Origin of the sequence: Thermoflavimicrobium dichotomicum, from assembly GCF_900114055.1 — a bacterium.
GTDB classification, from domain to species: Bacteria; Bacillota; Bacilli; order Thermoactinomycetales; family Thermoactinomycetaceae; genus Thermoflavimicrobium; species Thermoflavimicrobium dichotomicum.
Window position 1 is genome coordinate 16,989 of the sequence record NZ_FORR01000025.1, and the last position, 25,121, is coordinate 42,109.

Genomic DNA, 25,121 nt, shown 5'->3' on the forward strand with positions numbered 1-25,121 from the left:
TATAAAAGGGGTGCAGGAGAATGGGACGGAAAAAATATCGGAAGCCAGACTATAGGAGAAAAGTCGAGAGATTGCTTAGACAGTATCCACTACTCAAGGTTGCGGTGGAACAGCTTGAAAAAGAATACCCCTCCTGCATCCCAATGTATGAGTTAGAGAGGGTGCAAGGAGGGGATCTATCCAATAGCACACAATCATATGCGACAAGACGGGCAGAAAAGAAAATATTATTAGAGCGGATCGAAAAGGCATTAGAAGTGCTGAATCTTGACGAGCGGTTCTTGATAGAAGAAAAATATTTTGATCTGAATTGTCCACCAGATGATATTATTTGTCATCGTTTAGGATGGAGCCAAAGAACATATTACCGTATCAAGCAACAAGCTATTGAAAAATTGGCGTTTGTGTTAGATCTGAAATGAAGTTTTTTCTTTATCTTGATTTGGCAACTTTTTGGCAGGAATATGGCAACAATTGTTCGGTATAACGTGTTAAGATGATAGTGTATCAAAAAACTATTGCTCGGTGATTCACCTTCTATTCAATAGCGCAGGTGCAATACCTCTTCCAGGGTTCGGCGTTAGACCGAACGACAGACGGTTGTCTGTTTGGTTTAGGGTTCGGGGGTAAGCCCGGACGATGTGACATATAAAAAGGGCTATCGGTTTATCCGAAGCCCTTTTTGCCTTATGCATAGAGTTCACTTTCGGATATGAAATCTGGATCTTTCAGAGGTTTGTGGAAAATCAGATACAGTTATTAGATTTTATAGTTGGAAATTCCATTTTATCCATAGAATTTCCAGAGATAAATTGGATGAATAGACGCAAAAAATCGTGTTTTTTGACAGATAGGGTGGTAAGTGTTATAATAATAAAATAAATGATTTGGCTAGTCACTTAGGATTTTCCACGAACCCCCCATGATTTTGCCCGTTCCAGAGGTTTATGGATGACGAAAAATCAAGGGATTTCAGGGACAAAAACTTTCAGAAACCAGTAATGACGGAGGGTTCCATTGAATCCATTTTGGAATTAGAACATAGACATTGACGGCTTGATGGAATACTGTGAAACGAAACACGTTCCATTGAATCCATTTTGGAATTAGAACATAGACATCCATAAGGTAGCCCCCAAAGTAACCGATCCAGCCGCATACGTTCCATTGAATCCATTTTGGAATTAGAACTTCCACTGGCAACTTTTTTCACAAAGTATGGCTTCACTACATTTGGAGTATCATTGAATCCATTTTGAATGGTTTGGTCAGATGTTCCCGATTTTCCACGAACCCCCCCATATTTTGCCCGTTCCAGAGGTTTATGGATCACGAAAAATCAAGGGGTTTCGGGGATAAAAACTCTCAGAAACCAGTAATGACGGAGGGTATCATTGAACCCATTTTGGAATTAGAACTTAAACCTGTTTATGCAGCTGCTAAAAGAAGAAATGAAAGTGATCGTTTCATTGTATCCATTTTGGAATTAGAACTTAGACTGAGGTGATATGTCCATAAGCATCTAAGCAAAAAGACCAGTATCATTGAATCCATATTGGAATAAACAAAAGGCAACGACTTGGTCTCAAGGACTCAGGCTCGTTGCCTTTTTTGGCTTTCTATTGTTTAGTTATAGAGTTCGTTTCGGGTATGAAATCTGGATCTTTTTGATGTATTCATCCGTTCCAGAGGTTTGTGGAAAATCAGATACATTTATTATATTTTATAGTTGGAAATTCCATTTTATCTAGATAATTTCCAGGTATAAATTGGATGAATAGATATAAAAGATTATGTTTTTTGACAAATGATGTGGTCGATGTTATAATAAAAAAATAAATAATTTGTCCATATGTTCTCGATTTTCCATGAACCCCCCATGATTTTGACCACTCCAGAGGTTTATGGATGACGAAAAATCAAGGGGTTTCGGGGTCAAAAACTCTCAGAAACCAGTAATGACGGAGGGTATCATTGAATCCATTTTGGAATTAGAACCAAGACCAGCGTAAACGCTCCAATATAGCCGCTTTTGGAAAAACGGTATCATTGAATCCATTTTGGAATTAGAACTTCCACGAGCCGTGATGACTTGGTATCTACCAATGCCAAAGTCATGCGTGGTATCATTGAATCCATTTTGAATGGTTTGGTCAGATGTTCCCGATTTTCCACGAACCCCCCATGATTTTGCCCGTTCCAGAGGTTTATGGATGACGAAAAATCAAGGGGTTTCGGGGTCAAAAACTCTCAGAAACCAGTAATGACGGAGGGTATCATTGAATCCATTTTGGAATAAACAAAAGGCAACGCCTTGGCTCATTGCCTTTTTTTGGCTTCCTATCGTTTAGTCATAGAGTTCGTTTTCGATGATAAATGTACATATCGTTGCCACCGCTGTTAGGCCATGACTTTTCGGCTGTGTGTCAGTGATCAGCGGGGCGGCGTTTTATGTGATACATACGTGTGATACGATGAATATTTATTGTCATGCATACATGTGATACATCCGCTACCTTTCGGTGGCGGATTTTCTTTTTACATAGATAGATCAATTTGGAGAAAGTTAATGCTTCAAATGTATTTCATATATCGTCCAGCCACTAGGGATTATCTACAGTTCTATGACCAAAAAGAACTACATACAGCTTGGGGACCGAAAGAGGTGCATCCGTAAAATAGAAATCCCCGATCTAAAAACCAGATCGGGGTAAGATCCAATTTCTTCGAATGGGTGTTCCTATCTCTAATATATTCAATAAATGGAGGTAGGACAAGGTGAAGGATCTTCTTAAAGGGTACAAGCGATCTTTACAACAAGTAAGAAAGGCAAAGAAAGAGATTGAAAATAAGGTTAGGAAATCAAGTGATGATTTAAATGATCTAAGTTTATTAAACAGTATGGAACGAGATCTTAGATGGACTATCGAATGGTTGGAGATGGGTCACCAACCTCCTAATAGAAGAGGAGTTGAACGGTTAGCTGGATATCAAAGAGAATATCCAATCGATCCAAGGGATATTGATTTCTACAGTTATGAATCTGTTTTTGACCATCAAGGAGATGTATCCATTGAGGACTGGGAAATGTTTAGAATAGAGAATGCTTTAAGTGTACTCTCGCCTTTGGAGAGAGAAGTATATGTAATGAGTAAAGGTTATTTATTATCATACTTAGAGATTGCGGTTATGTTGAATGTTGCAAAAGGAACTGTTCAAAAAATGATGGAAAGAGCAGAAAATAAAATAAAGAATCAAAAAGAAACTAGCCTATTCTTTGTTGGATAGGCTGGTTTTATTATATTTGTTAGGATAGAAATCAATCAAATTTAAGAAGGGATGCTATGATGAATGAGTTTGAAATGAGCTTATTTGAAAATGCATTAGACTCTATAGATCACGGTCTAGAACATTTTGACCAATATCAGCTAACCAATAGACTTAGAGATGCTAAACAATGCGTAATAAACCTTATATCTGGTATTGATTTATTAATCTTACAAGCAGTTGAAAAGAATCTAGGAGAAGATGAAATTTATAAAAAGAAAAAAAATGGGGAGCCAGATTATAATCGTACTATAGATCCAATAGACGGGCTGAAAAAGCTTAATATTTCAAAAAGTAGATATGGACCCGATGATCAGGAAAAGAGTTCATATTCGGACTTAAAACGCTTAAGGAATTTTGCGATACATCATTCTAAACAAAAGTATAAGATGGCATTCTTTGAGTTTGATGTATCGTATTTGGTACTTTATATGGTGCGTTTTACTAAGGAGTTTTTGAATTCAGATATTAGGATTTACTTACCTGAGCACACACAGGAGTTGATATTAGAACTAATTAAAGATAAAGACTGGTTTCAACTAGTTGAACGGGAAGAAATTCTAAGTAACTTTCGTTTTATGCAGTATGAAAGTATTACAGATGGTTGTCAGTCACCAGTATCTGTGGAGCCATGTCTAAATTGTCATGAATATATGATTAGTATCGATGAGAACTTGTTTAAGGTTGGATACTGTATTAATTGCTTTACTAAGTATCAAATGGCACGCTGTCTAAGATGTGATTGTTTAGTTCCTTCATATGATATGGAATTTTGCTTATGTGATTCATGTCAAGTTTATTTTAGGGATTATTATTGATTTTTTGTCTTACGAAAGCCACCTATAAGTGAAGGGATTTTTCCCTAATAAATCTATTACCCTTTACGATGCAATCACTCTATTGGATTGTGCATTTCCAACCTCATCGAAGATGCAAGGTTTCCATTTTAATAGGGATTCGGGGATAAGCCCGAAAGCCTGGCTATCGAGACGGTTTCCTAAAACGTCGCCACTGCTGTTAGGCCATGACCTCTGGGATTGTGTGTCAGTGATCAGCGGGGCGGCGTTCAATTGTAAATAACGAGAAGTGGGTATCATGAAAAAATAAAGGGGATTTACCTTTAAGAATAATTAGTAAAGAGTGGTTTAATTATGTATTACAATAAGTATATTTAGAGTAATAAGTGTATTTACATTTGCTAGAACCTAAATTAGAATTTATGTGTGTTATATTTTATTTAATATATGAAAGGTAAGATGTTATGAGGGTTTTTAATGTAAAGAAAGAACATATTTTATCGGCCTTTAACGCTGTAAAACATTTAAGCGATTCTGATAGGATTACTTTGCTTACTAATTTCGGATATGTTGTAGCATCGATAGCCGAAATAGAGGAATTAGACTTTAGTACTGAAGAAAATATAATAAACACTTTTAAAACTAAGAATGTAGATATGCTTTCTTTTATTGCTAATTTTAATCGAGAAATGATTAGACGAATTAGAGAAGAAGAAAATTGGGAAATTACAGACCGAGATAAGGTAATATATCTTAAAGATGCAATCATTTATTCGCACGATAGTAATCAAGTTGTAAACGTTCCTATGATGAGTTTATTTGTTGATCAAATAGTAGGAGTTATACCCGGAGAATTTAAAAAAGACTGATTAAAACAGCACCTATGCGGTGCTTTTTTTATTGGAGATGAGAAGAAAGGAAGAAGTATAGTGATTCATCTTTATTATATCTATCTGCCTGCTACTCGAGAGTACTTACAGTATTTTGATCAGTCAGGACCACATACAGTATGGGGGCAGTTGCAGTTTGCCCAACCGTTTATGAACCGTAAGCAAGCTGAAAGGATTGCAGAACTTATAAGTAAAGCAGATCAGATAACAACTCAAATTATCACTATTCGAGAAGCAGGGAGAAATACAGTTGAGTATGCAGGAGTGAGATGATCTTATGTGTGCCTATTGAGAAAAATGTATCAAAGAATACTTTGAACGAGAGAGGAAGCGCTGGCTTAGGAGAAGATTAGAAGGTAAGAGTAGACGAGGTGATGAGTAATATGAGTGAAAAAATCAAGGGACTAACAATCGCTTTTGAAAAGGATATTAGTCGTGAGGAAGCGGAATTTCTAAAGGCTATTCTTAGCATGTGCCGGGGTATTGCCAGCGTGACTCTTAAAGAAGTTAGTGCGGATGACTGGATTAATCGTGAGCAAATAAGATATGAATTCAAAAGCAAAATTTTGGAAATGATTAAGCCAGAGCAAGAGAAGTGAAAAATCGGGGGTATAAACATGGTTGAGGTATTTATTCAGCCAAAGGATTATGTGAGCTATGCGACAGGCTATCGAATATTTGCTTTCGGTGATCCGTGTACAAAATTTAGATACCGTCTAAGAGTTAATCCAGACAATATTAGGCGGGTAGATCGAACACCTAAAGGCGTGCTTTATGTGCTTAAGGTGTGTAAAACAGCCAAATAAAAAAGTCCCGAAATCGGGACTTATGTAAAGATATATAGAGAGAGTGAGAAAGTGGGGAGTGTCGGGTTGGAAGAAGATTACATATCCTCTTCTGCTTACATTTTATCCATAATAGCGGTCTTTTATTTGCGCAGAGAGAGGTGATGCTGTGCGCCGAGTAAGTGTTAATTTTTATTAAATTATGTTAACTACGGAGGTGATGTCATTTGCTAAGTCAGAAGCAAATAAAGGCTGCTAGGTTGCTGGCGGAAGGTGATCTGCAACAGCGGGAAATCGCCCGGCAGCTTAACATCACCCCACAGACTTTATCTCGTTGGAAACAAAATGAAAAGTTTATGGAGCTTGTTGAAGAGTTTTTAAATGAGATAGTCCAAGAACAATATAGCGATATAAAACGGCTTTCGCGGAAAGCAACAAAGACGCTGGATAAACTGTTAAACGCTCGAAGTGAAATGGTTCGATATCATGTGGCTAAGGACATTCTTGATAGGGTAGGTCTCAAACCTATTGAAACACCACAAAACAATAACACCAACATCATGATAAATATCAAGGGGTCTAGGGACCAATGATTGTAGATGTGGTAGTCAATCAGGTTTATCTTCCATTCTTGAAAGATGAAACCAGATACCAAATTTTCTTCGGCGGATCATCCAGCGGGAAAAGCTATTTTTTGGCTCAAAGAGCGGTTTTAGACGTTTTAGAAGGTCATAGAAATTATTTGATTGTGCGGAATGTCCTAAGAACCGTAAAAAAATCAGTATTCAACGAGGTTATCAAGTCGATCCGAAACATGGGGCTTTCGGATCTTTTTGTTATTAACCAATCAGATCTTGTCATTACCTACAAACCTACGCTTAAGCAGATTCTTTTTGCTGGGCTAGACGATCCAGAAAAGATTAAATCGATTACTCCGATTGATGGAGTCATTACAGATATATGGGTGGAGGAAGCAACGGAGACCAAATATGAAGCGATCAAGCAATTAGACAAACGCTTGCGCGGGCAATCGAAGGTAAAGAAACGCTTGACTCTCTCTTTCAACCCGATTCTCAAGACTCATTGGATTTACCGCGAATATTTTGGTGGTTGGGATGATACAAAGCGGTTTTATCGGGATGAAAACCTAATCATCCTGAAAACCACTTACAAGGACAATGACTTTTTAGAGCCCGATGATATTGCAGCACTGGAGAACGAGACAGACCGTTATTATTATGAGGTCTACACACTTGGGAACTGGGGCATTCTCGGGAATGTCATCTTTACAAACTGGGAAGTGCAGGATCTATCAGAGATCCGACAAACATTTGATAGATTCAACAATGGGTTAGACTTTGGCTTCGCTGAAGATCCGTCTGCGCTTGCTCATATGCACTATGACCGAAAGCGTAGCACTCTTTACATTTTGGATGAGCTATACGAACGAGAATTGACCAATGACCAATTGGCCAAGAAACTCAAACGAATGATCGGGGATCAGATAGTAGTTTGTGACAGTTCGGAGCCAAAGAGTATCAAAGAGCTTCGAAATTTTGGTGTTCGAGCGATCCCAGCGAAAAAGGGTAAGGATTCGGTCAACTTTGGAATCGATTGGCTCAAGCGTCAAAAGATTGTCATTGACATTCGATGCCATAACGCAAAAGAAGAGTTCCAAAAGTACAAATGGAAAGAGGACAAAGATGGGAATGTCTTGCCCGTGCCAGTGGATCGAGACAATCACTTGATCGATGCGATCCGCTATGGGTGCGAGGAATTGATGGATATGAAACCAAAACTCAAAGCAGCAATCCGTTTCTAAGGGGGTGAAAGAATGGATGATAGGGAACTCGAAAGGATCAACGGACAGGTCACAAGTCAGATCATCAAGGATCTGATCGCTGAGCATACACCAACAAGACAACGAATGATCAGCCTATACGAGCGATACAAAGCATCGATCGAAGGCGTGCCGATCTTCAGCCGCAAGGTTCCTGATTACGAAAAAGTCAACAACAAGCTGAACAATGACTTTTTTAGTGAAATTGTCGATACCAAAGTAGGCTATTTCATGGGGAAACCAATCGTTTATAGTGTGGATCGAGAAGCGCCAGAGTATGAGGTCGCAAACCAAACACTCCAGGACTTCAACATCCGAAATAATATAGAGGATCTAGACAGCGAAACGGCAAAGATGGCCGCGATTTGTGGATTAGGGGCTAGACTGCTCTATATCGACCGAGAAGGCAGTGAGCGGGTCATGAATGTGGATCCGTGGGAATGTATTTTCGTCTATGACAGGAGCATAAACGAGCCACAATATGCGCTACGATACTACACCATGAAAGTCCAAGAGGGTGACAGATTCCATGATCGAACTAGAGTTGAATGGTACGATCAGGAAAATGTCACATTTTTTATTGAGGATGGAAAAGGGATGTATATTCTCGACGAAACCGAGCCTAAGAATCCACTTCCTCATATGTTTGATGGTATTCCACTACTGGCTTTCCCGAACAACGAGGAACAGCAGGGAGACGTTGAAAAAGCTCTTTCCCTGATCGATGCCTATGACCGAACATTATCAGATGTAAATAGTGAAATCGAGGCTTTTCGTTTGGCTTATATGGTGTTCTACGGCTTTGAACCAGACAAAGAGACGATCGAACAAGCCAAGCAAACGGGAGCTTTTGGGATCAACAATCCAGAAGACGGGGCAAAAATCGAGTTCCTGACCAAGCAAATGAGCGATACCATTATCGAAAATCACCTGAACCGGTTGGAACAAAATATCTTACGTTTTGCCAAATCGGTGAACTTTGGCGATGAACAGTTTGCAGGGAATCTTTCCGGTGTGAGTATGCGTTTTAAGCTGTTTGCACTGGAAAGCAAGTGCATCACTGCCGAGCGGAAATTTACCGCCGCTTTGCGTCAACAATTCAAGCTACTGGCCAGCGCATGGCAGAAAAAAGGGATCCCAATCGATTACAAAAATATTTGGTTCCAGTTTAAACGGAATTTCCCACTTAATCTGCTCGATGAAGCCCAAACCAGCGCGACGCTCAAGGGTCTGGTTTCCGAGCGCACTCGATTGTCTTTGTTGTCTTTTATTGATGATGTGGAAGCCGAGATCATGGAAATGGAAAGAGATGCCCTAGACCTTGATATGGAGGGAGGTCTAGAGGATGAGATTCCAGGAGAATCAGCAGAAGATGGAGAAGCGGATGGATCGGATTCTGGCCAAGACGGAGAAGACGCTGCTTAAGGAATATAGGAATGCTTTAAAGAAAATCCGGGCTGAACTGGCTCAACTCTATGGCACTTTCCCCCTTACGGGTGCCAAGAGTTTGGAAGCAAGACGGCTTAGGAATCTGGAAATATTTATTTTGAATGAGATCAACCGGATCTATCGCAATAATCAATCGACGCTATACGATTCTTTATCTGAGATGTATAATATGACCGGTTGGGCGATTGAAATGGAAATAGGAGGGGCACAGATGGCATGGGGTGTGATCAATCCGGATGTGATCCGACGAGCGGTTATGGCTCCGATTGATAAGCTGACACTAAATGACCGGCTTGAAAGAAACCGGAGAAAAATTATTGCTGAAATCAAACACCAGCTGACGCAAGGTTTAATTATGGGGAATTCCTACGAGAAAATAGCACAACGAATAAAAAATGTTTTGGAGCAAGACGTAAGAAAAGCAAGGGTCATTGCTCGCACAGAGGGGCATCGAATCCGAAACACCGGCAAATTTGACAGTGCCAAACGAGCCGCCGAATTAGGGCTTGAGATGGTGAAGGTATGGGACGCAACCCTAGATCATCGGACCAGACCGGCACATCGCAAGCTCGATGGAAAAAAGGTCGGCGTGAACGAGAATTTTATCAGTCCTGCCGGTGGGATTGGTCCGGGACCAGGGATGATGAACCATCCAAAAGATGACATACAATGCAGATGTATATTCCGCTTAGAGTTCCCTGGATTCGAACCACAAAAAAGGCGGATCCGGGGCGAAGGAGTCCAACCATATACCACATACGAGCGATGGGCAAAGGCTCGTGGGTTTAAGGTGGGAATGTGATGATAAAGGAACAAATACTCGACGTTTACTGGGGCGCTATACGCGCGTTGATCCGGTTTGCACATAGAAAAGGCTGGATCATGGCCGAAGAAGGTCAAAAAATCACTTGGAAATCGGTTTATCGTTGGTGGAAAAACGCTAGGAAATAAACCTTGCACTCCCAGGCGCGTACTGGTGAGGGCACAAAGGAGGAACAAGAATGACCATTGATTTACAACAAATCCGTGAGTTTCTTACTCAGAACGCGGACAATGAAGAGGTTAGAGCTTTCCTTAATGAACTCAGAACCCCTTCATTGGACGACATAAAACGATTGGCCGAGGAAAACGAAGAAGTCAAAACATGGCTCCAAAGCGAAAAGGATCGCCACTTTTCCAAAGGACTGGAGACATGGAAACAAAAAACGCTTCCCTCGATCATCGAGGAAGAGATTAAAAAACGCTATCCGGAGGAGACACCGGAGCAACGAGAATTGAAAAAGCTCAGAGCGGAAATCGAGCAGATGAGAAGGGAGAAAGAGCGAGAAGCCTTGCGAGCAAAAGCAAAGGATCTCGCAATCGAGAAAAAACTCCCTTCCAACTTGGTCGATTTTTTTGTTGCCGATACCGAAGAAAAGACCCTGGAAAATCTCAACATTTTAGAGCAAGTGTGGACTCAATCGTTACAAAACGTTGTGGGTGAAACCTTTAAACAACACGGTCGAGAACCACACAAACCACAGCAAACCCAATCAATCGAAAATCCTTGGAGGAAAGAAACCTTTAACCTTACCAAGCAAGCTCAGATTCTCAAAGAAAATCCTGAGCTGGCAAAACAACTGATGAATCAAGCAAAGGAATAAAAAGGAGTGTTTTAAATGGCAGTTACTCGAATTGCTGATATCATTGTCCCCGAAGTATTTAACCCGTATGTGATCAATCGGACGATGGAATTAAGCGCACTAGTACAAAGTGGTATTATGCAAAATAGTGAAGAATTTGACCGGTTAGCAAGTGCCGCAGCCCGAACCGTAAACATGCCATTCTGGAACGATCTGACTGGAGATGATGAAGTTCTTACTGATAACGGCGCTCTGACTCCTGGAAAAATCACCGCTGGTCAAGATCAAGCTGTCATTTTGCGCCGTGGTCGTGCTTGGGGGGCAAATGATCTAGCAGCGAATCTCGCCGGTGATGATCCGATGCGTGCCATCGGTGACCTGGTTGCAAGCTACTGGGCACGGATGCTCCAAAAAGCATTGATCGCTACACTTGAGGGTGTATTCGCTTCTGCTTCAATGGCCAGCAATGTTCACGATATTTCTGGAGAAACCGGCGATGCCGCAACGATCTCTGGTGCCACCTTTATTGATGCAGTCCAAAAATTAGGTGACGCAAAAACTCAGCTATCTGGGGTTATGATACACTCGGCAGTTGAGGCAGCATTGGCCAAAAAAGAATTGATTCAATATATCAGACCATCTGAGGGATCGACCGAAGTACCGTTCTATATGGGCAAACGGGTTATTGTTGATGATTCTTTGCCGGTGAACGGTGGCGTATATACAACCTACATCTTTGGTCAAGGAGCGATCGCATACGGAAATGGAAACCCGGTTGGCTTTGTTGCGACCGAGACCGACCGTGACAGCCTGGCTGGTGAAGACTATCTCATCAACCGCAAAACCTATATCCTGCATCCTCGTGGGGTAGCGTTCACCTCTGCGGCTGTTACCGGATCCAGCCCGACCAATGCAGAGCTGGCGAATGGCGCAAACTGGAACCGTGTCTATGAGCCTAAACAAATTCGTATCGTGAAGTTTGTACACAAAATAGCATGAGGGGAGCATTGGCTCTCCTCTAATTCTTTTTTGGGGTGAGATCATGAGTGTCACTGCTTTTAATCGGAGACGTCGGGAGTTAGCAAAACAACAGGAAGAATCAAAAACCAAAGCACAGGAACAAGAAGAGCAAAAGCAAGAGGTAAAAGAGACCAAGCGCAAAGGCAAAAAATGAGGGGGTGAACGGGCGTGACGGTAGATGAAGTAAAGGCGCTGTTGCGGATCAGCGGGACACAGCATGATAGCTATCTGTCCGTGATCCTACCAATGGCAAAAGAGTTTGTTACCACCTACTGCAACCGTGAATTTAAAGATGATCAAGGGGCTGAGTCCTTTCCTGACGGTGTAAAAATCGCGATCGCCAAGATTTGCGAATTTCACATGAAGCAATCCGGAGTCCAAAGCGAGACCCTCGCGCGCCACAGCGTCACCTATTCCAACGAATATCCAAGCGAAATCAAAACAATCCTGAACAACTACCGGCGCCCGAAATTCGTATGAGTATCGAGCGCTTTTTTGTTCCTGGCTTTGAGTTGTGGCGATATACCGAATCATCGGATGAGTTGGGAAACCAGGTAAAAGTATGGTCGAAGGTTGCCGATCTCGTAGGAATCATGGATGCAGTCACCGGCACAGAGCAACAGGTTGCCAATGCTCCGCAGGTGACAGCTACCCATATGTTTTTCACCTATGCGGACACAAATATCAGGGAAAAAGATCGAATCCGGTACAAATGCAAAGAATACAATATTCTTTTCATCGACGATCCTATGAACTATGGTCGATTTCTTCAGGTATCCTTGGAGCTGATTCGATGAAATACCGTTCGAACGTCAAAAACATCATCAAAATATTGAATGAAAACGAGGAACGAGCACTCCATGCGGTTGGGATCCTCGTCCGAGGTGAAGCACAAACCAGAGCGCCAGTAGATGAGGGAAATCTTCGTGACAGCATCGATTATTTGGTGAACGACAGCAGAAAATCAGTGATCATCGGCGCGAGTGCAGCGTATGCGCCTTATGTGGAGTATGGGACACGGCCCCACTTCCCACCTCCTAACGCATTAAAAGGATGGGCCAAACGGCATGGAGCAGAGGGAGCAGAATTTTTGATTGCCCGAAGCATTTCAAAGAAAGGAACAAAAGCTCAACCCTTCTTAACTCCGGCTTTCGAAGATAACAAGCAGAACATAAAAAAATTGATCGCTCGTGAATTGGGGCGTAGATTGAAATGATCGAGTTGCAAAAGTTCATCGTATCCGAATTGAAAAAGATTCATCCGAGGGTTTACCAGGAATGGGCTCCGGAGGATGCAGTTTTTCCTTATGTCGTTTACAGATTTCCAACGAGCAATCCAAACGAACGGCGGGAGGATTTTATACTTGAGATTGATATTTGGGATCAACCTCCGGATGGTTCAACGGTTACACTTCAACAATTAGCCGATCAAATCGATTCATCACTCAATGGGGTTCGATATACCAGCGAAGATTGGAACACAAGAATCGATCGCATCAACCGGCTGATGATCCCGGATCCGGATGAAACGATCAGACGGAGACAATTGCGCTACGAGCTGAGAACCTTTGAGGCAGGAGGAATGTGAAATGGCAACGACTCATCAAACCCATGGGATAACCCGCCAAACCATCAAGAATATGCTTCTTGATGCTGGGGCGGTCTACGTCAATTATGGAGAAACTGATGAGCGGTTGATTGGAGCAACAAGTGGTGGAAATACCTTCACTGTTGAGCGTGAGATTAAAATTATTGAAATTGACGGGGCTCGCGGGAAAGTGAAAGGGGCTCGCCGGATCACTGAAGAAAATGCGGTGCTGACCATCAACTTGCTTGAAATGAGTGCCGAAAATTTTAAATTAATGCTGACAGCGGCTGATGTTTCTGATTGGCTAGATACGGATGGATCGACCGTCATTGGTAAAGTGATTAAGCCACGTGGGCAAATTTTAGATAGCGACTACGTGAAAAATATCGCCTTAGTTGCCACGGTTAGTGGTACGGATCAGCCATGCGTTATTATCTTGAAAAATGTATTGGCTGATGACGAACTAGAAATCGAATTAGAAGACAAAGAAGAAGGGAAACCAGAGGTTGCTCTTTCTGCACATTATGATCCTGAAAAGGTTACTGAACCTCCTTATGAAATTCGATATCCGGCGGTGAGTACTACATGAGACAATTAAAAACGAGTGATATTTTCCGTTTATCTTCGATCATCCGTAAATTGAATCTTAAAAAAGAGTTGGCCAGTCTTAATGCAGAGACTCCAGAAAAATTCGGTCTCCAACTCATTTTGCTTTTGTTCGAGAATCTGGATCAAGCGGAGGAGGAAATTTCCGCTTTCTTCGCGGATCTGGCCGGCAAGAAGCCGGAGGAATTCAAAGAAATGGATTTGGCGGAGCTTTCCCAATTCATTGAGGAGCTTCAAGAAGTTCAAGGTCTCAAGGATTTTTTTCGCTCGCTCTTTCAGACGGGGAAAGTGAGCTAACCGATCTATTGCTCAAACGATATAATTCAGGTTTCGCCCATCTGCTGGAAATGAATCTGGTGGATGGGCTTTCTCTTATTAATAAGGCGCTGGAAAAGGAAATGGAGGAAAGAGCCTGGGAGTTTTATTTGGCATTTTATCCTCATCAAGAAAATCCGAAGTCATTTGACCAGGTTCTAGCCGAAGTCAAGAGCAAACAAACCACGCCACAAACCAAGCTATCAAAAGAAGAAATTATCAGACGGGCTGAGGCTATCAAAAAAGCGGATCAAAGGAGGTGAGATCGTGGAACTCTTCAGGATGTTTGGGGAAGTCGCTTTAAAAGGTGGTAAAGCCGTTACCAGCAATTTGAAAGTAATTGATCTAGAAGCTGCAAGGGCTGCACGTTCACTGGAAGCCATCCCCGATAAAGTGGAAACCGAAGTTGATGTAGACACAGATAAAGCAGAAAGTAAGATCTCAAGATTAATGAATAGCTTTGGGACTATGCAAGCAGGGATGATGGCATTGGGGCCTGCTGTGATCCCGGTGATGGCTTCATTGGCGGGATTAGCCGGGGGTTTAGGTGCTTCCTTTGCTGCTGCCGGTGCCGGTGTAGCATCCTTTGCAGCCATTGCAGTTCCAGCACTTAAAGGGGTCTTTGATGCTTCGAAAGAGGTAGAAAAGATCAACGAAAAAATTGCAAAAGCGGACACTGCAAAGGAAAGAGCAAAAGCAATGAAAGAATTGCAAGCAGTTTATGGGGAGTTAACATCCCAAGAACGAAAAGCTCTAAAAGCCCTGCAGGACTTTAAATCATTTTGGAAATCATTTGTTAGATCTCTACAAAGTCCTATCTTGGATATTTTCATCAAAGGTCTGGGTACCTTAAAAACCACGCTCGAAAAACTGAGGCCAACTTTCGAACTCTCTATTGATGCTGTTTCTCAGTTGTTCGACAGTATGGATAAGGCCTTGAAAGGCCAGGAAATGCAGGATTTTTTTCACTGGCTGACTAGAAACGCAAGTTTGGCCATCTTAAACTTTGGAAAGGCATTTGGGAATGTCATGAGGGGAATCATGCACTTACTCATGGCATTCGAACCGGTTTCCCATGATATGCAAAATGGCTTGGTCGGATTGACAGAGAAATTCGCGAACTGGGCGGCAGGATTGAAACACTCGGAAGGATTCAAACAATTTATTGCATATGTTCAGGCGAACGGTCCCAAACTGATGAACATTATAGGTCAGATAGCGATTCTTATAGGCAAGCTTATTCAATCGATGGCTCCATTTGGACCAATTGTATTGGATGTCGTTAGTGCTCTATTGCAGTTCGTAAATTGGCTATTGAATCTTCATCCAGCAGTCGGGCCTGTTCTTATTGGTATACTCCAGCTGGCGGGGATTATGAGATTATTGGCTGGGCCAATTGGGTCTATCATTGGATTATTTAAAAGGATGGGTCCAGTTTTCAAAGCAATAGGAAATGGCTTTGTGACTTTTGGAAAATGGATTGCACAGTTAGGTCCTATCATTGTAAGACTGGCGACAGGAGCTTTTCGCCTATTGGTTCAAGGACTTCTTGGTATTATTCGTGTGCTAAATCTACTCAGAATTGCATTCATGACGAACCCATTCTTGTTGATCATTACTGCTGTTGTAGCCCTGGTTGCTATCATCATTTACAACTGGGATACTATCAAAGTTTATTTGATAGCAGCTTGGAACTATATTAAAGCAGTTGCCATTGTTGTATGGAATGCTATCAAAAGTTTCTTTATTAGCTTGTGGAATGGAATAAAATTGACTGCCATTGCATTATGGAATGCGATTAAAGCGTTCCTGGTCAGTTTATGGAATACAATCAAGTTTATGGCCATAAGTGTCTGGAATGGGTTGAAATCTGTTATTATTTCCATCTGGAATGTCATTAAATCTATGACTTTAACTGTCTGGAATGTTATTAAGTCATTTATTATTACAATTTGGAATGTGATCAAATCATTTGTAACCAGCGCGGTCAACGGCGTGAAAAATGTCATCACGAGAATTTGGAACGGGATAAAAAGTATTACTTTGAGCGTTTGGAATACAATTAAAAATGTTGTAGGCAATGCGATCACCGGGGCCTGGAATACAATAAAAGGTTTTGCTTCTCGTTTTCTCAGTGCGGGGAAAGGTCTGCTCGATGCATTTATTAACGGGATAAAGTCCGGTTTTTCAAGAGCAATTGGGGCAGTCAAAGAAGGATTAGCCAAAATACGCTCTTATCTCCCGTTCTCTCCAGCGAAAGAGGGACCTTTGAGTGATCTTGACAAATCCGGTGAGAGTTTCTTCCCGACTTTTGCTAGCCGGATGCACAAAGGATTGAGACCAGCACTGAATCAGGTTAGTGCCGGTATGGGACAAGTTCGATCATTAATTGGCAATCCGCCTCTCTCAGCTGGAGCAAATGGAACCACTTTAATTACAGGGAATACTTTTATCATTCGCGAGGAAGCTGATATTCAAAAAGTGGCAGAAAAGCTTTATCAAATACAGCAACGAAAATCGCGAACGGCAGCGAGAGGAGGCATTCTATGAGCAGGATGACCTCTTTTTATTTTAATGGGAAATCAAGCAGTGAATTTCCCTGGCTTTTAATCAATAGGGTGAATAACTCAATCTTGCCACCGATTGAAAATAAGATTGTTACAGTACCTGGAAAACCGGGTTTTTTTCATATGGGAAGGCAGATTGGACATCGAGAGGAAAAGATCAAGATCACTATTTTGGCAGATAGCAGGGAGGATCGGGAAGCAAAAAAGAGGATCTTAGCTCAATGGCTCAATACAGACACGCCACAGACTTTTTATTATTCGTATGAACAAGACAAAGAATACAAAGCGATCTTGGACGGTGAAACGGATCTTGAAAGAATCGTAACAGACGGGGAAGCAGAGTTGACATTTTTGATTCCGGATCCCCACGCTTACGGAGCAACCAAGAGCCAAACCGTTGCTGTAGTTGATACTAAGGAGGATACGGATGTTCAAAGCGAGTGGTCAAGCGGGACGCTGAATGGAGTGGTAGCAACAGCCAATGGCCTGCAACTCCAAAAGGAAGGTCAGGATTTCAGCCGAACCTTTGATTTTTCCACTGGTACAAAATCGGGAACAGTGGTCGCAAACGGAGCCTTGCAGCTCAAAAAAGGATTAGACATTCACAAAGTTGACACAACTGATGCCGATTGGAACACGAAAACAGGTGGATCAAACACCACAGGATCGAACGGAAATTTGGTTTTAACTGGGCTACCCAACTACACCTTCTTAGACCACATGGCTGATTTTGCTTCAACTGGATGGTCAACCACAACTTTAAAAAGTGGAATCTCCCAACAACCTGGGTATGTAAGGTTAGAGAAGACTGCAACGGGATCTGGCACCCAACAGGCGGTTTATCGACAAATGGCTGTCACGTTTCCCTGTACCATTGACATCCGAGTAAAAACAAATTCTTCACAAACAACCTTCTATGTGGCTGACTCTGCCAACCGCTACAACGTATACTTGCCAAATACGAATGATGTATGGAAATGGTTTCGGGTAGTAGCGACTCCAACTGATGCGAAACTTTACGAGTTTGGGAATAGTACACCGCTTGGCACATTTACATCGAGTTCTTATACATCGGGAGCACGGATAGGATTTATAGTTTTCGATAACAACTCAGGGACAGTTGAGATTGATGTGGTGTATCACGTCAACGCTGATCTGGGCACACCTCCAGCCAGCTGGACAGGTACCAGAATAAACCAAGTTTCCTTGGGTTCTGTTGTATCGGTTTTATCTTCTTCCCTAAACTATGAATGGTCCGCAGTTACGGCAACAACGGACCCAAACTCTCAATCAGTATTGGTTGAGGTACGAACCTTTGATGGAACTACATGGTCGCAATGGTTTCCGGTAGAAAGCGGACAAGCTATTCCAGGGTTGACCAAGGGGAGTACATGGGGGACAAACTCCAAACTCGAATATAAAATCTCGCTGATTACGACTGATCCCGGTTTTTCTCCCGCAGTTACTGACTTGAGCATCGATATCATTTCTGGCTATCAGCCGAATGGAACGTGGGAAAGTGAATCGGTCAGTTTATCTCAAGTGGGACGAGCGGCTTCAACGTTAATCGGTTGGGTCAATAAAAATATTCCAAGTGGAACCACAGCACGTTATTATACTGCTCTGTCGACAGACGGAGGCAACACTTGGGGATCGTGGCAGGAGGTTACCACAAGTGGAAGCTCTATACCTCAGATCAACTCTTCATTGAACTTGGCAACGGCATACGTCAAGTTCAAGGTAGAATTGAGCACAACAGATGTCGCTATAACTCCCGAAGTCACTTCTGTGACAACTCAGTTAACAACTGCCTACAAAACCACAGGCGAAAGAATCTCAACGGGTGTTTCGATCAACATTGAGGACATTTACGACACCTACATCGGATGGGACGTTTCCCCGAACGGATCACCGGATGTTGAAATCTATGTCCAGTTGGTGGATCAAGGGAATCAACCAACCCCTGGAGGATGGATTCAAGTCCTACAAAATCCCACTAAGATTCCAGGGATCACTCAAGGTTCCACCATCACGAATAAAAAGCTGTACACCAAGCAAGTGCTAAAAACATCCAATCCATCATCTACTCCGACCCTTCACCGTCTCCTTTGGTGGATCAAGCCATTCGAGGACAAAGTAATTGAATATGAAGGAACAGCCAAGGCTTATCCAAAAATCACAGTGACATTCAAACAGAATGTTTCCAACTTCTACGAGGTCTCTCATTTTGAAACAGGAAACAAGGTTTTAATAAACAGGTCGTTTAGCCCAAATGACGTGCTTGTAATTGACAACTCGACAGGAAAAGTGACGCTCAACGGTGTACTTGACATGGCTTCTGTTTCCATCGACAGTGATTTCTTCTACCTGAATCCTGGAACAAACACAATCAATGTAACACCCACTAGTGTTGCTGAGGTTGTGGCAGAATGGAGGGAGAGATTTATTTGAGGAGTCCAACACTTTATATCTTCAAAGATGAACAATTACAGTTGGTTATATCCAACGAGATCGAAAACAGCCTCCCACTCCTCTCCTGTCGATTAAAGGAAGCGATTAGCGGGGAGGTATCGCTTACCTTCTCAATCCCTAGCGATCACTCCGACTCACAATATATTCGGGAAGGTTGTTGGGTCGTTATTCGTGACATGGACGGTGTATGCCGTCCATTTGTCATTATTGAAGAAAATGAGGTTCATGACGAAAACTTAATTCGGGAGTTCACAACGGAAGAACTGGCAGTGAATGAGTTGAATGATGAAATTGTAACAGATGTCCGGCCACAAAATACGGATGCTAGGGATGCTTTAACCCGTATCCTCTCCAATGCTGGATCGAGATGGCAAGTTGGCATAGTGGACGATTTGGGGATTGCTAGCACTAACGTCTACTATGAGAGCGTCATGAGTGGAATACAGAAGATAATCGAGAAATGGGGTGGAGAAATCCGTTTCCGTGTCACGATGGACTCTCAAAACCGGATAACGGGTAGATATATAGATCTATTCAAGCAGTTGGGACGTAAGACAGGCAAACGCTTTGAGTACCGCAAGGATTTAACCAAAGTTGAGCGGTATGTCGATATGAAATCACTCAAGACAGCCCTGTTCGGCAGGGGCAAAGGTGAGGAAACTGACTCGGGCGAATATGGTCGGCGAATCACATTCAAAGATGTGGTTTGGTCAAAAGCAAAAGGAGATCCCACGGACAAGCCAGCCGGGCAGGAATGGGTTGGAGATCCCAATGCGTTGCAGCAGTGGGGACATTGGAACGATGACGGAACCCGTAGGCATCGATTTGGAGTATTCATTGATGAAGAGGAAACCGATCCCGCCAAATTGCTCAAAAAGACATGGGATCACTTGCAAACGATAAATAAACCCCATGTCACTTACAAAATGGACGTCATAGATTTGGAGTACGCTTCTGGTGGCGAATTGAAACACGAGGCAGTCCGATTGGGCGATAGTGTCTATGTGATCGATAAAAATTTTGCCCATGATATACGAGTTGAGGCAAGAGTGATTGAGATTGATCGAGACTTGCTTGACCCAACCCAAACAAAATTGGTGCTTGGAAACGTCATTGGCGACATCGGATCATTAGTAAAAAGGTTACAGGACGAATTAAGGAAGAAAGTCAGCGTAGGCGATCCGATCTCCTGGCTTGAGGGTGCTATTGAAACCGAAAACCTTCAATTTGAGAGAAGTGGAGCATACGTCTATATCAACAATGAAGACGGTATCTTGACAACCAACCGTCCAAAGAACGACATTGACAATCCGCCGGATTTGGCTGTACAGATCAGATCGGCCGGGGTGAGGATTGCTGCCGGACGGAACCCTGATGGATCTTACAGGTGGCGAACACTCTTGACCGGAAACGGTCTGATTGCAGATGCAATTGCAACAGGGAGAATTCGAACCGATTCGGTCGACATTGGCGATGATGCCGGACGGGTTTTAATATCTAAGGGAAATATCATCATCAAAGGTGGAAGTTTGGAGGTTTATTCGACATCTGATGCCTCGGACAACGGAGTGTTAATCAAAGGTAATCGAATCACAACCAATTTTATCAAGAATCCTAACTTTGATAATACACCGGGAGAAGAGTGGATTTTTAAAGAGGGATCACGATATAACTCATCCAAAAAGGTCATTGAACTTGATGGCTCCGAAACTCGAGATTATACAGGTGTTTCTCAGTATTTTGACGTTTACCATCCCCGAGCGACATTCCAGGCACTATTTAAAATAAACGTAACGATCGGATCGACTCCTGCAGCGGTTCGATTTTATTTTTGGAATTACGATAAAGACGGAAACAGATTAGCCGACAAAAGTTATACAGTCCCATTGCCTTTGTACCAAGATATCTACTTATTAAATCGGACTATTGATTTCCCAGTGGGAACAACACGTTCTAGGGTATATGTCCAAGGAGATTTTAAACGAGATGTAACCGCTGCGATGGAATTACACTGGGTGAAAGGTTTTTATGAGGAATATGTCACCCAACAGCAAATAGACATGATTCCAGTTGATGTCCACTCAGTCCAGGCAAAACCAGAAATCCAACAGTTCAACATCCGGTGGCAAAGCCCAGGTCTAGGTAGTGGAGTAGAGAGAAAAGTAGGTAGGATTTCATTCAACAGACGCTTTTCAACTCTCTCTTCCTCGGGTCGGATAGCCGTGGTGTTGACTCCAATTAACGTCGATTCCTCCTATTATGTAGCTCGTCCGGCCAACATTGCAGAGGATGGGTTTGATTTATGGGTCTATACCTTGCGATCCGTTGGATCTGGGGAAAGGGAAATTAATGGTCTTGCGTATCGCGTGGATTACTTGGCACATATATGATCCTGATTAGGAGGTGAGGAAATGAGCCCAACAGAAGAACAAGGAGCCGTCATTTCAGTGAAGGAGATTTACAATCAAATGCAAGAAATGAACAAATCTCTACAACGAATCGAGTCCCGTCTAGCTGTTTTTGAGGCGAAGATGGAATCTTTGAAAACAGTGGATGAACGCAGCATATTAGCAAAAGACTTGGCAGAGAATGCAATAAATCAATCTAATGAAGCTATTCGGCTAGCTGAAAAATTGGATAGTCATATAACCTGGATTTGGCGCACTATAATCATTGGAGCTGGTAGTGCGCTATTTTCTTTCTTTTTTCTAAAGTAGAGGGAGGTTAGATATATGAGTGGTAAAGAAGTTCTAAACAAATTAAGAGATCCGAAAACCTGGGGGCTAATGTTTGCATTTGTAAAGCTGCTGCTTGCTGGTTTTGGTATTAACATTACACCAGAGAAATGGCAACTCTACGAGCAAGTATTTAATGCTGCTTGTGGCGTAGCGGTGGCTTTAGGTATTTTTGTATATAATCCGGATGCAGGACAAGAGGATAACAAGCAACATATTGATATTTAAGCGTCAGTTTAATAGGCTGACGCTTTTTCTATTAAATTGAAAGGATGAAGACGATGCCAGAAGGACCAGACTATTACAATAGTTTCACACATTTATCACAAAACGAGATTGAGGGTAGCAGCTATCAGAGACGGTGGAAAAGACATGAATGGAAACATAATGGTGGATCAACTCCAACACCTGAACAAGAAACTATCATACTTGCAATTCATGGTGGCGGAATAGAAACGGGAACATCAGAATTGGCTTTGGCCACCGCTAGTATGGTAGAGGGATTCAATGGAGTCCCTGCAACAAGTGAAACCTATGATTATTACTTGTTTGAGGGTCTGTTAAGCTCAGGAAATGGAAGACTACATGTTACAGCATCGAATTTCGATGATCCTGTGGCGTTGGAGCTTGTACAAAATAGCACCAAATGTATCAGCTATCATGGATGTACCGATACTCAGCCAAACGAATCCACAGGCGAAGGATTCAAAGCAATCCTGATTGGCGGATTGGATTCCGACTTAAAGGAAAAGTGTAGAGCACGACTGGTTGAAGCAGGTTTCAATGCTTATATAACCAATCAGGAGATGCTTGACGGAGATATGCCGGAGAATATCGCCAACAAGACAAAAACAGGTGGATGTTGCCAATTTGAGATTACAACATCCCAACGTTCTGCATTTTTCACAAACAATACACGAGCAGGTAGAGCAAGTAGCACTACTGAGGAGTTTTGGCGGTTTGTCAATGCAGTCCGGCAGGCATTAAAAGATTAACCAAGTACTGGCTTCACCTGGCGCTTTTATTTTAGAGTGGGGGGCGATCGATTGGATCAATCATTTATTAATAAAATCGCATCATGGGCGATTAAATCGATGAAAGATCATGGCGTTTTGGCTTCGGTAACCCTCGCGCAAGCCGTTTTAGAATCTGATTGGGGAACGTCAGAACTTGCCGTTAAAGCCAATAACCTGTTTGGAATCAAGGCGAGTAATTGGAATGGAGAAACCTATGATGTATTTACTAAAGAGTATGAAGGCGGAAAAGTGGTCGTTATTAAAGATACTTTCCGCAAATATTCCAGTTGGGAAGAATCGGTCATCGATCACGGAAAGTTTTTACAAAAACCTTTATACCGAAAAGTAGTAGGAGAACAAGACTATAAAAAAGCTTGTATAGCGCTTGAAGAAGGTGGCTACTCCACCGATCCAAATTATGCCGAGAAGCTAATCAATATAATCGAAAGATATGATTTAACGAAATATGACAGCATGGAGGGCGATAATATGGCAGATGCAAGCAAATACCTTATTGCTCTAGATGACGGACATGGTATGGAAACTCCCGGCAAGCGTACCCCAGTGATGCCGGACGGCTACGTCATGAAGGAAAACGAGTTTAACCGTCGGGTGGTGGCTATCCTTGGTGAACACTTAACCCGTTGCGGATTTAAAGTCCTTTATACCGCACCTGGGGATACTGATGTGCCACTGGGCGAACGTTGCCGGAAAGCTAACGCTGCAAATGCTGACTTTTTCTTGAGTGTCCACGCCAACGCCTACAAAGGAACTGTATTCGGCGACTGGGGCGGAATTGAAACATATACTTGGCCATCTGGTGAAAGCTTGAGAATCGGGCGGATCCTCCATAAATATCTACTCCAAGGTACTAAACTTCGGGACCGTGGGGTAAAAGATGGATCTGGATTGTATGTCATCAACAGCACCAAAATGCCGGCGGTTTTGGTTGAATGTGCTTTCATGGACAATCTAGAAGAGGCTAAACTCTTGAGAAGCGAGGCATATCGCCAAGAATGTGCAGAAGAACTAGCCAAGGGTATTTGTGAAGCGTTCGGTGTCCCCTATGTTCCGCCGGGCAACCAGCAACCACAAGAGCCACAAAAGCCAATGTATGATCTTTATAAACTAGGCGAAACCAAGGACTTTTTCAGCAGCGCTTATCCGGAAAAGGTGGCAGAGAAGGTCCAGGAAGTTATGAACAGTGAAGGTGCCGGCGTTCTTGTCTTGAAGCGTGGCGAAAAATTGCCGTGGTAAATAAAGAAAGCTGGATGGATCCCTCTGTCCAGCTTTTTCATATAACAATAAAAACTCAGGGTGATAAATTCCTGAGTTGTGAAGAGTTTTTATCATCTTTTAACCAGTTGGATCTAGATTAAGCTCCTTTTGGACACGATTTTATTTATCACTCTCGGTTATCGCGACGGCGCAGACCTAAGAGTCCAAGCAGACCGGCCAATCCAATCCATCCCCAGTCGTAATCGTTATCTTTGGTACCCGTGGCAGTCCGACGGATGTTGTTCACCATACCGCGGCCCGTATTTTTATTGTTGTCATTAACTTGAACAACTTGACCAGTAATTTCCGCCGAAACATGTGGGACCTGAATAGCAAAGACAGTTAGCATTACGGTGGACACAAATAAAGCAATAAACTTTTTCATGGTGATACCTTCCCTTCGGTTATGTTTACCTTTAGAATTCCATCCTTTATATTTTTTCATACAGATGTTTGTATGGCTTTTTTCAATGTGATCTGAGGTTTATTTTTTATCGCTATATATACAACGCAAAAGTCTTTTTCCAGCAAGTGAAAGTGAACCAACAACTCGCTCAACAAGCGATGCAAATGCCCAATAAGAAAGCTCTTCTGAATTTAGTATTATCAATGATTTAATGTTATCTAGGTTAAATTAATATATAAAAAGGAATTACCTAGTTTTGGTAATTCCTTTTTATATATTCCTACCCTTCAATTTCTGTATTTGCATGAAGAGGTGGTGGAACTAGCCAACCTTTTTTCTTCATCAATTTTAACAATTTAGCTCCATATTGGGCTTCTTCCATATGAAACTGACCAAACAACATCGCAAT

30 protein-coding genes are annotated in these 25,121 nt (G+C 42.3%); 28 read left to right on the forward strand and 2 right to left on the reverse strand.

Annotation, left to right across the window (positions count from 1 at the left end):
* Positions 1-20: 20 nt before the first annotated feature.
* From BMZ78_RS16560 to BMZ78_RS16695, 28 genes are all read left to right on the forward strand, one after another.
* Positions 21-422, forward strand: coding sequence for an ArpU family phage packaging/lysis transcriptional regulator (locus BMZ78_RS16560; protein ID WP_093231518.1), 402 nt, complete (start codon positions 21-23; stop codon positions 420-422).
* Between the two features lie 2,356 nt (positions 423-2,778).
* Positions 2,779-3,288 carry a sigma factor-like helix-turn-helix DNA-binding protein gene (locus BMZ78_RS16570; RefSeq protein WP_093231520.1) on the forward strand — a complete coding sequence of 170 codons (510 nt, stop codon included), beginning with the start codon at positions 2,779-2,781 and terminating at the stop codon, positions 3,286-3,288.
* Between the two features lie 56 nt (positions 3,289-3,344).
* Complete coding sequence (locus BMZ78_RS16575; protein WP_093231521.1) at positions 3,345-4,145, forward strand: hypothetical protein; 801 nt, start codon at positions 3,345-3,347, stop codon at positions 4,143-4,145.
* Between the two features lie 443 nt (positions 4,146-4,588).
* Positions 4,589-4,993 (forward strand): hypothetical protein, encoded by a 405-nt coding sequence (locus BMZ78_RS16580; RefSeq protein ID WP_093231522.1) that lies wholly within the window; start codon positions 4,589-4,591, stop codon positions 4,991-4,993.
* 60 nt (positions 4,994-5,053) lie between these two features.
* Positions 5,054-5,287, forward strand: a complete 234-nt coding sequence (locus tag BMZ78_RS16585) for a hypothetical protein (protein WP_093231523.1) — start codon at positions 5,054-5,056, stop codon at positions 5,285-5,287.
* Positions 5,288-5,397: 110 nt separating this feature from the next.
* Positions 5,398-5,613 carry a hypothetical protein gene (locus BMZ78_RS16590; RefSeq protein ID WP_093231524.1) on the forward strand — a complete coding sequence of 72 codons (216 nt, stop codon included), beginning with the start codon at positions 5,398-5,400 and terminating at the stop codon, positions 5,611-5,613.
* Between the two features lie 413 nt (positions 5,614-6,026).
* Positions 6,027-6,392 (forward strand): phBC6A51 family helix-turn-helix protein, encoded by a 366-nt coding sequence (locus BMZ78_RS16600; protein ID WP_093231526.1) that lies wholly within the window; start codon positions 6,027-6,029, stop codon positions 6,390-6,392.
* Entirely contained in the window at positions 6,389-7,621 is a 1,233-nt protein-coding gene (locus tag BMZ78_RS16605; RefSeq protein ID WP_093231527.1) for a PBSX family phage terminase large subunit, read from the forward strand. The genes BMZ78_RS16600 and BMZ78_RS16605 overlap by 4 nt, the downstream gene beginning before the upstream one ends.
* Before the next feature lie 12 nt (positions 7,622-7,633).
* Positions 7,634-9,064 carry a phage portal protein gene (locus tag BMZ78_RS16610; protein ID WP_093231528.1) on the forward strand — a complete coding sequence of 477 codons (1,431 nt, stop codon included), beginning with the start codon at positions 7,634-7,636 and terminating at the stop codon, positions 9,062-9,064.
* Positions 8,985-9,890, forward strand: coding sequence for a phage minor head protein (locus BMZ78_RS16615; protein ID WP_093231529.1), 906 nt, complete (start codon positions 8,985-8,987; stop codon positions 9,888-9,890). The genes BMZ78_RS16610 and BMZ78_RS16615 overlap by 80 nt, the downstream gene beginning before the upstream one ends.
* Positions 9,890-10,039, forward strand: coding sequence for a hypothetical protein (locus BMZ78_RS18915; RefSeq protein ID WP_175482530.1), 150 nt, complete (start codon positions 9,890-9,892; stop codon positions 10,037-10,039). The genes BMZ78_RS16615 and BMZ78_RS18915 overlap by 1 nt, the downstream gene beginning before the upstream one ends.
* A gap of 50 nt (positions 10,040-10,089) precedes the next feature.
* The gene (locus BMZ78_RS16620; RefSeq protein WP_093231530.1) at positions 10,090-10,731 is read left to right on the forward strand and encodes a DUF4355 domain-containing protein; all 642 of its coding nucleotides are present in this window, start codon (positions 10,090-10,092) and stop codon (positions 10,729-10,731) included.
* A 15-nt stretch (positions 10,732-10,746) separates the two neighbouring features.
* On the forward strand, positions 10,747-11,709 hold the full coding sequence (locus BMZ78_RS16625) for a major capsid protein (protein ID WP_093231531.1): 963 nt from the start codon (positions 10,747-10,749) through the stop codon (positions 11,707-11,709).
* A 43-nt stretch (positions 11,710-11,752) separates the two neighbouring features.
* On the forward strand, positions 11,753-11,884 hold the full coding sequence (locus BMZ78_RS19420; protein WP_281244588.1) for a hypothetical protein: 132 nt from the start codon (positions 11,753-11,755) through the stop codon (positions 11,882-11,884).
* 14 nt (positions 11,885-11,898) lie between these two features.
* Positions 11,899-12,210, forward strand: coding sequence for a head-tail connector protein (locus BMZ78_RS16630; RefSeq protein WP_093231532.1), 312 nt, complete (start codon positions 11,899-11,901; stop codon positions 12,208-12,210).
* The gene (locus BMZ78_RS16635; RefSeq protein WP_093231547.1) at positions 12,207-12,527 is read left to right on the forward strand and encodes a phage head closure protein; all 321 of its coding nucleotides are present in this window, start codon (positions 12,207-12,209) and stop codon (positions 12,525-12,527) included. The genes BMZ78_RS16630 and BMZ78_RS16635 overlap by 4 nt, the downstream gene beginning before the upstream one ends.
* Positions 12,524-12,946: an HK97-gp10 family putative phage morphogenesis protein gene (locus BMZ78_RS16640; RefSeq protein ID WP_175482531.1), complete on the forward strand. Its 423-nt coding sequence runs from the start codon at positions 12,524-12,526 to the stop codon at positions 12,944-12,946. The genes BMZ78_RS16635 and BMZ78_RS16640 overlap by 4 nt, the downstream gene beginning before the upstream one ends.
* Positions 12,943-13,317, forward strand: coding sequence for a tail completion protein gp17 (gene gp17 / locus BMZ78_RS16645; RefSeq protein WP_093231534.1), 375 nt, complete (start codon positions 12,943-12,945; stop codon positions 13,315-13,317). The genes BMZ78_RS16640 and gp17 overlap by 4 nt, the downstream gene beginning before the upstream one ends.
* A gap of 1 nt (position 13,318) precedes the next feature.
* Positions 13,319-13,906: a hypothetical protein gene (locus BMZ78_RS16650; protein ID WP_093231535.1), complete on the forward strand. Its 588-nt coding sequence runs from the start codon at positions 13,319-13,321 to the stop codon at positions 13,904-13,906.
* Complete coding sequence (locus BMZ78_RS16655) at positions 13,903-14,220, forward strand: hypothetical protein (protein ID WP_093231536.1); 318 nt, start codon at positions 13,903-13,905, stop codon at positions 14,218-14,220. Before BMZ78_RS16650 ends, BMZ78_RS16655 begins: the two co-directional genes overlap by 4 nt.
* Positions 14,221-14,228: 8 nt before the next feature.
* A complete protein-coding gene (locus tag BMZ78_RS16660; protein ID WP_093231537.1) occupies positions 14,229-14,501 on the forward strand; it encodes a hypothetical protein in 273 nt (90 codons plus the stop codon).
* Between the two features lie 4 nt (positions 14,502-14,505).
* Positions 14,506-16,788, forward strand: coding sequence for a phage tail protein (locus tag BMZ78_RS16665; protein WP_093231538.1), 2,283 nt, complete (start codon positions 14,506-14,508; stop codon positions 16,786-16,788).
* Positions 16,785-19,256 (forward strand): distal tail protein Dit, encoded by a 2,472-nt coding sequence (locus BMZ78_RS16670; RefSeq protein ID WP_093231539.1) that lies wholly within the window; start codon positions 16,785-16,787, stop codon positions 19,254-19,256. Before BMZ78_RS16665 ends, BMZ78_RS16670 begins: the two co-directional genes overlap by 4 nt.
* The gene (locus BMZ78_RS16675; protein WP_175482532.1) at positions 19,253-21,667 is read left to right on the forward strand and encodes a phage tail protein; all 2,415 of its coding nucleotides are present in this window, start codon (positions 19,253-19,255) and stop codon (positions 21,665-21,667) included. The genes BMZ78_RS16670 and BMZ78_RS16675 overlap by 4 nt, the downstream gene beginning before the upstream one ends.
* A 21-nt stretch (positions 21,668-21,688) precedes the next feature.
* Positions 21,689-21,994: a hypothetical protein gene (locus BMZ78_RS16680; protein WP_093231541.1), complete on the forward strand. Its 306-nt coding sequence runs from the start codon at positions 21,689-21,691 to the stop codon at positions 21,992-21,994.
* Positions 21,995-22,009: 15 nt separating this feature from the next.
* Positions 22,010-22,240, forward strand: a complete 231-nt coding sequence (locus BMZ78_RS16685) for a hypothetical protein (protein WP_093231542.1) — start codon at positions 22,010-22,012, stop codon at positions 22,238-22,240.
* Positions 22,241-22,293: 53 nt separating this feature from the next.
* Positions 22,294-23,007, forward strand: a complete 714-nt coding sequence (locus BMZ78_RS16690; RefSeq protein WP_175482533.1) for a poly-gamma-glutamate hydrolase family protein — start codon at positions 22,294-22,296, stop codon at positions 23,005-23,007.
* Positions 23,008-23,058: 51 nt separating this feature from the next.
* Complete coding sequence (locus tag BMZ78_RS16695) at positions 23,059-24,285, forward strand: N-acetylmuramoyl-L-alanine amidase (protein ID WP_093231544.1); 1,227 nt, start codon at positions 23,059-23,061, stop codon at positions 24,283-24,285.
* A gap of 148 nt (positions 24,286-24,433) precedes the next feature.
* Here BMZ78_RS16695 and BMZ78_RS16700 read toward each other — a convergent pair whose 3' ends face one another.
* On the reverse strand, positions 24,434-24,691 hold the full coding sequence (locus tag BMZ78_RS16700) for a WGxxGxxG family protein (protein ID WP_093231545.1): 258 nt from the start codon (positions 24,689-24,691) through the stop codon (positions 24,434-24,436).
* A gap of 301 nt (positions 24,692-24,992) precedes the next feature.
* On the reverse strand, positions 24,993-25,121 hold a 129-nt coding region (locus tag BMZ78_RS16705; protein ID WP_139203352.1), incomplete at its 5' end, for a DUF3231 family protein.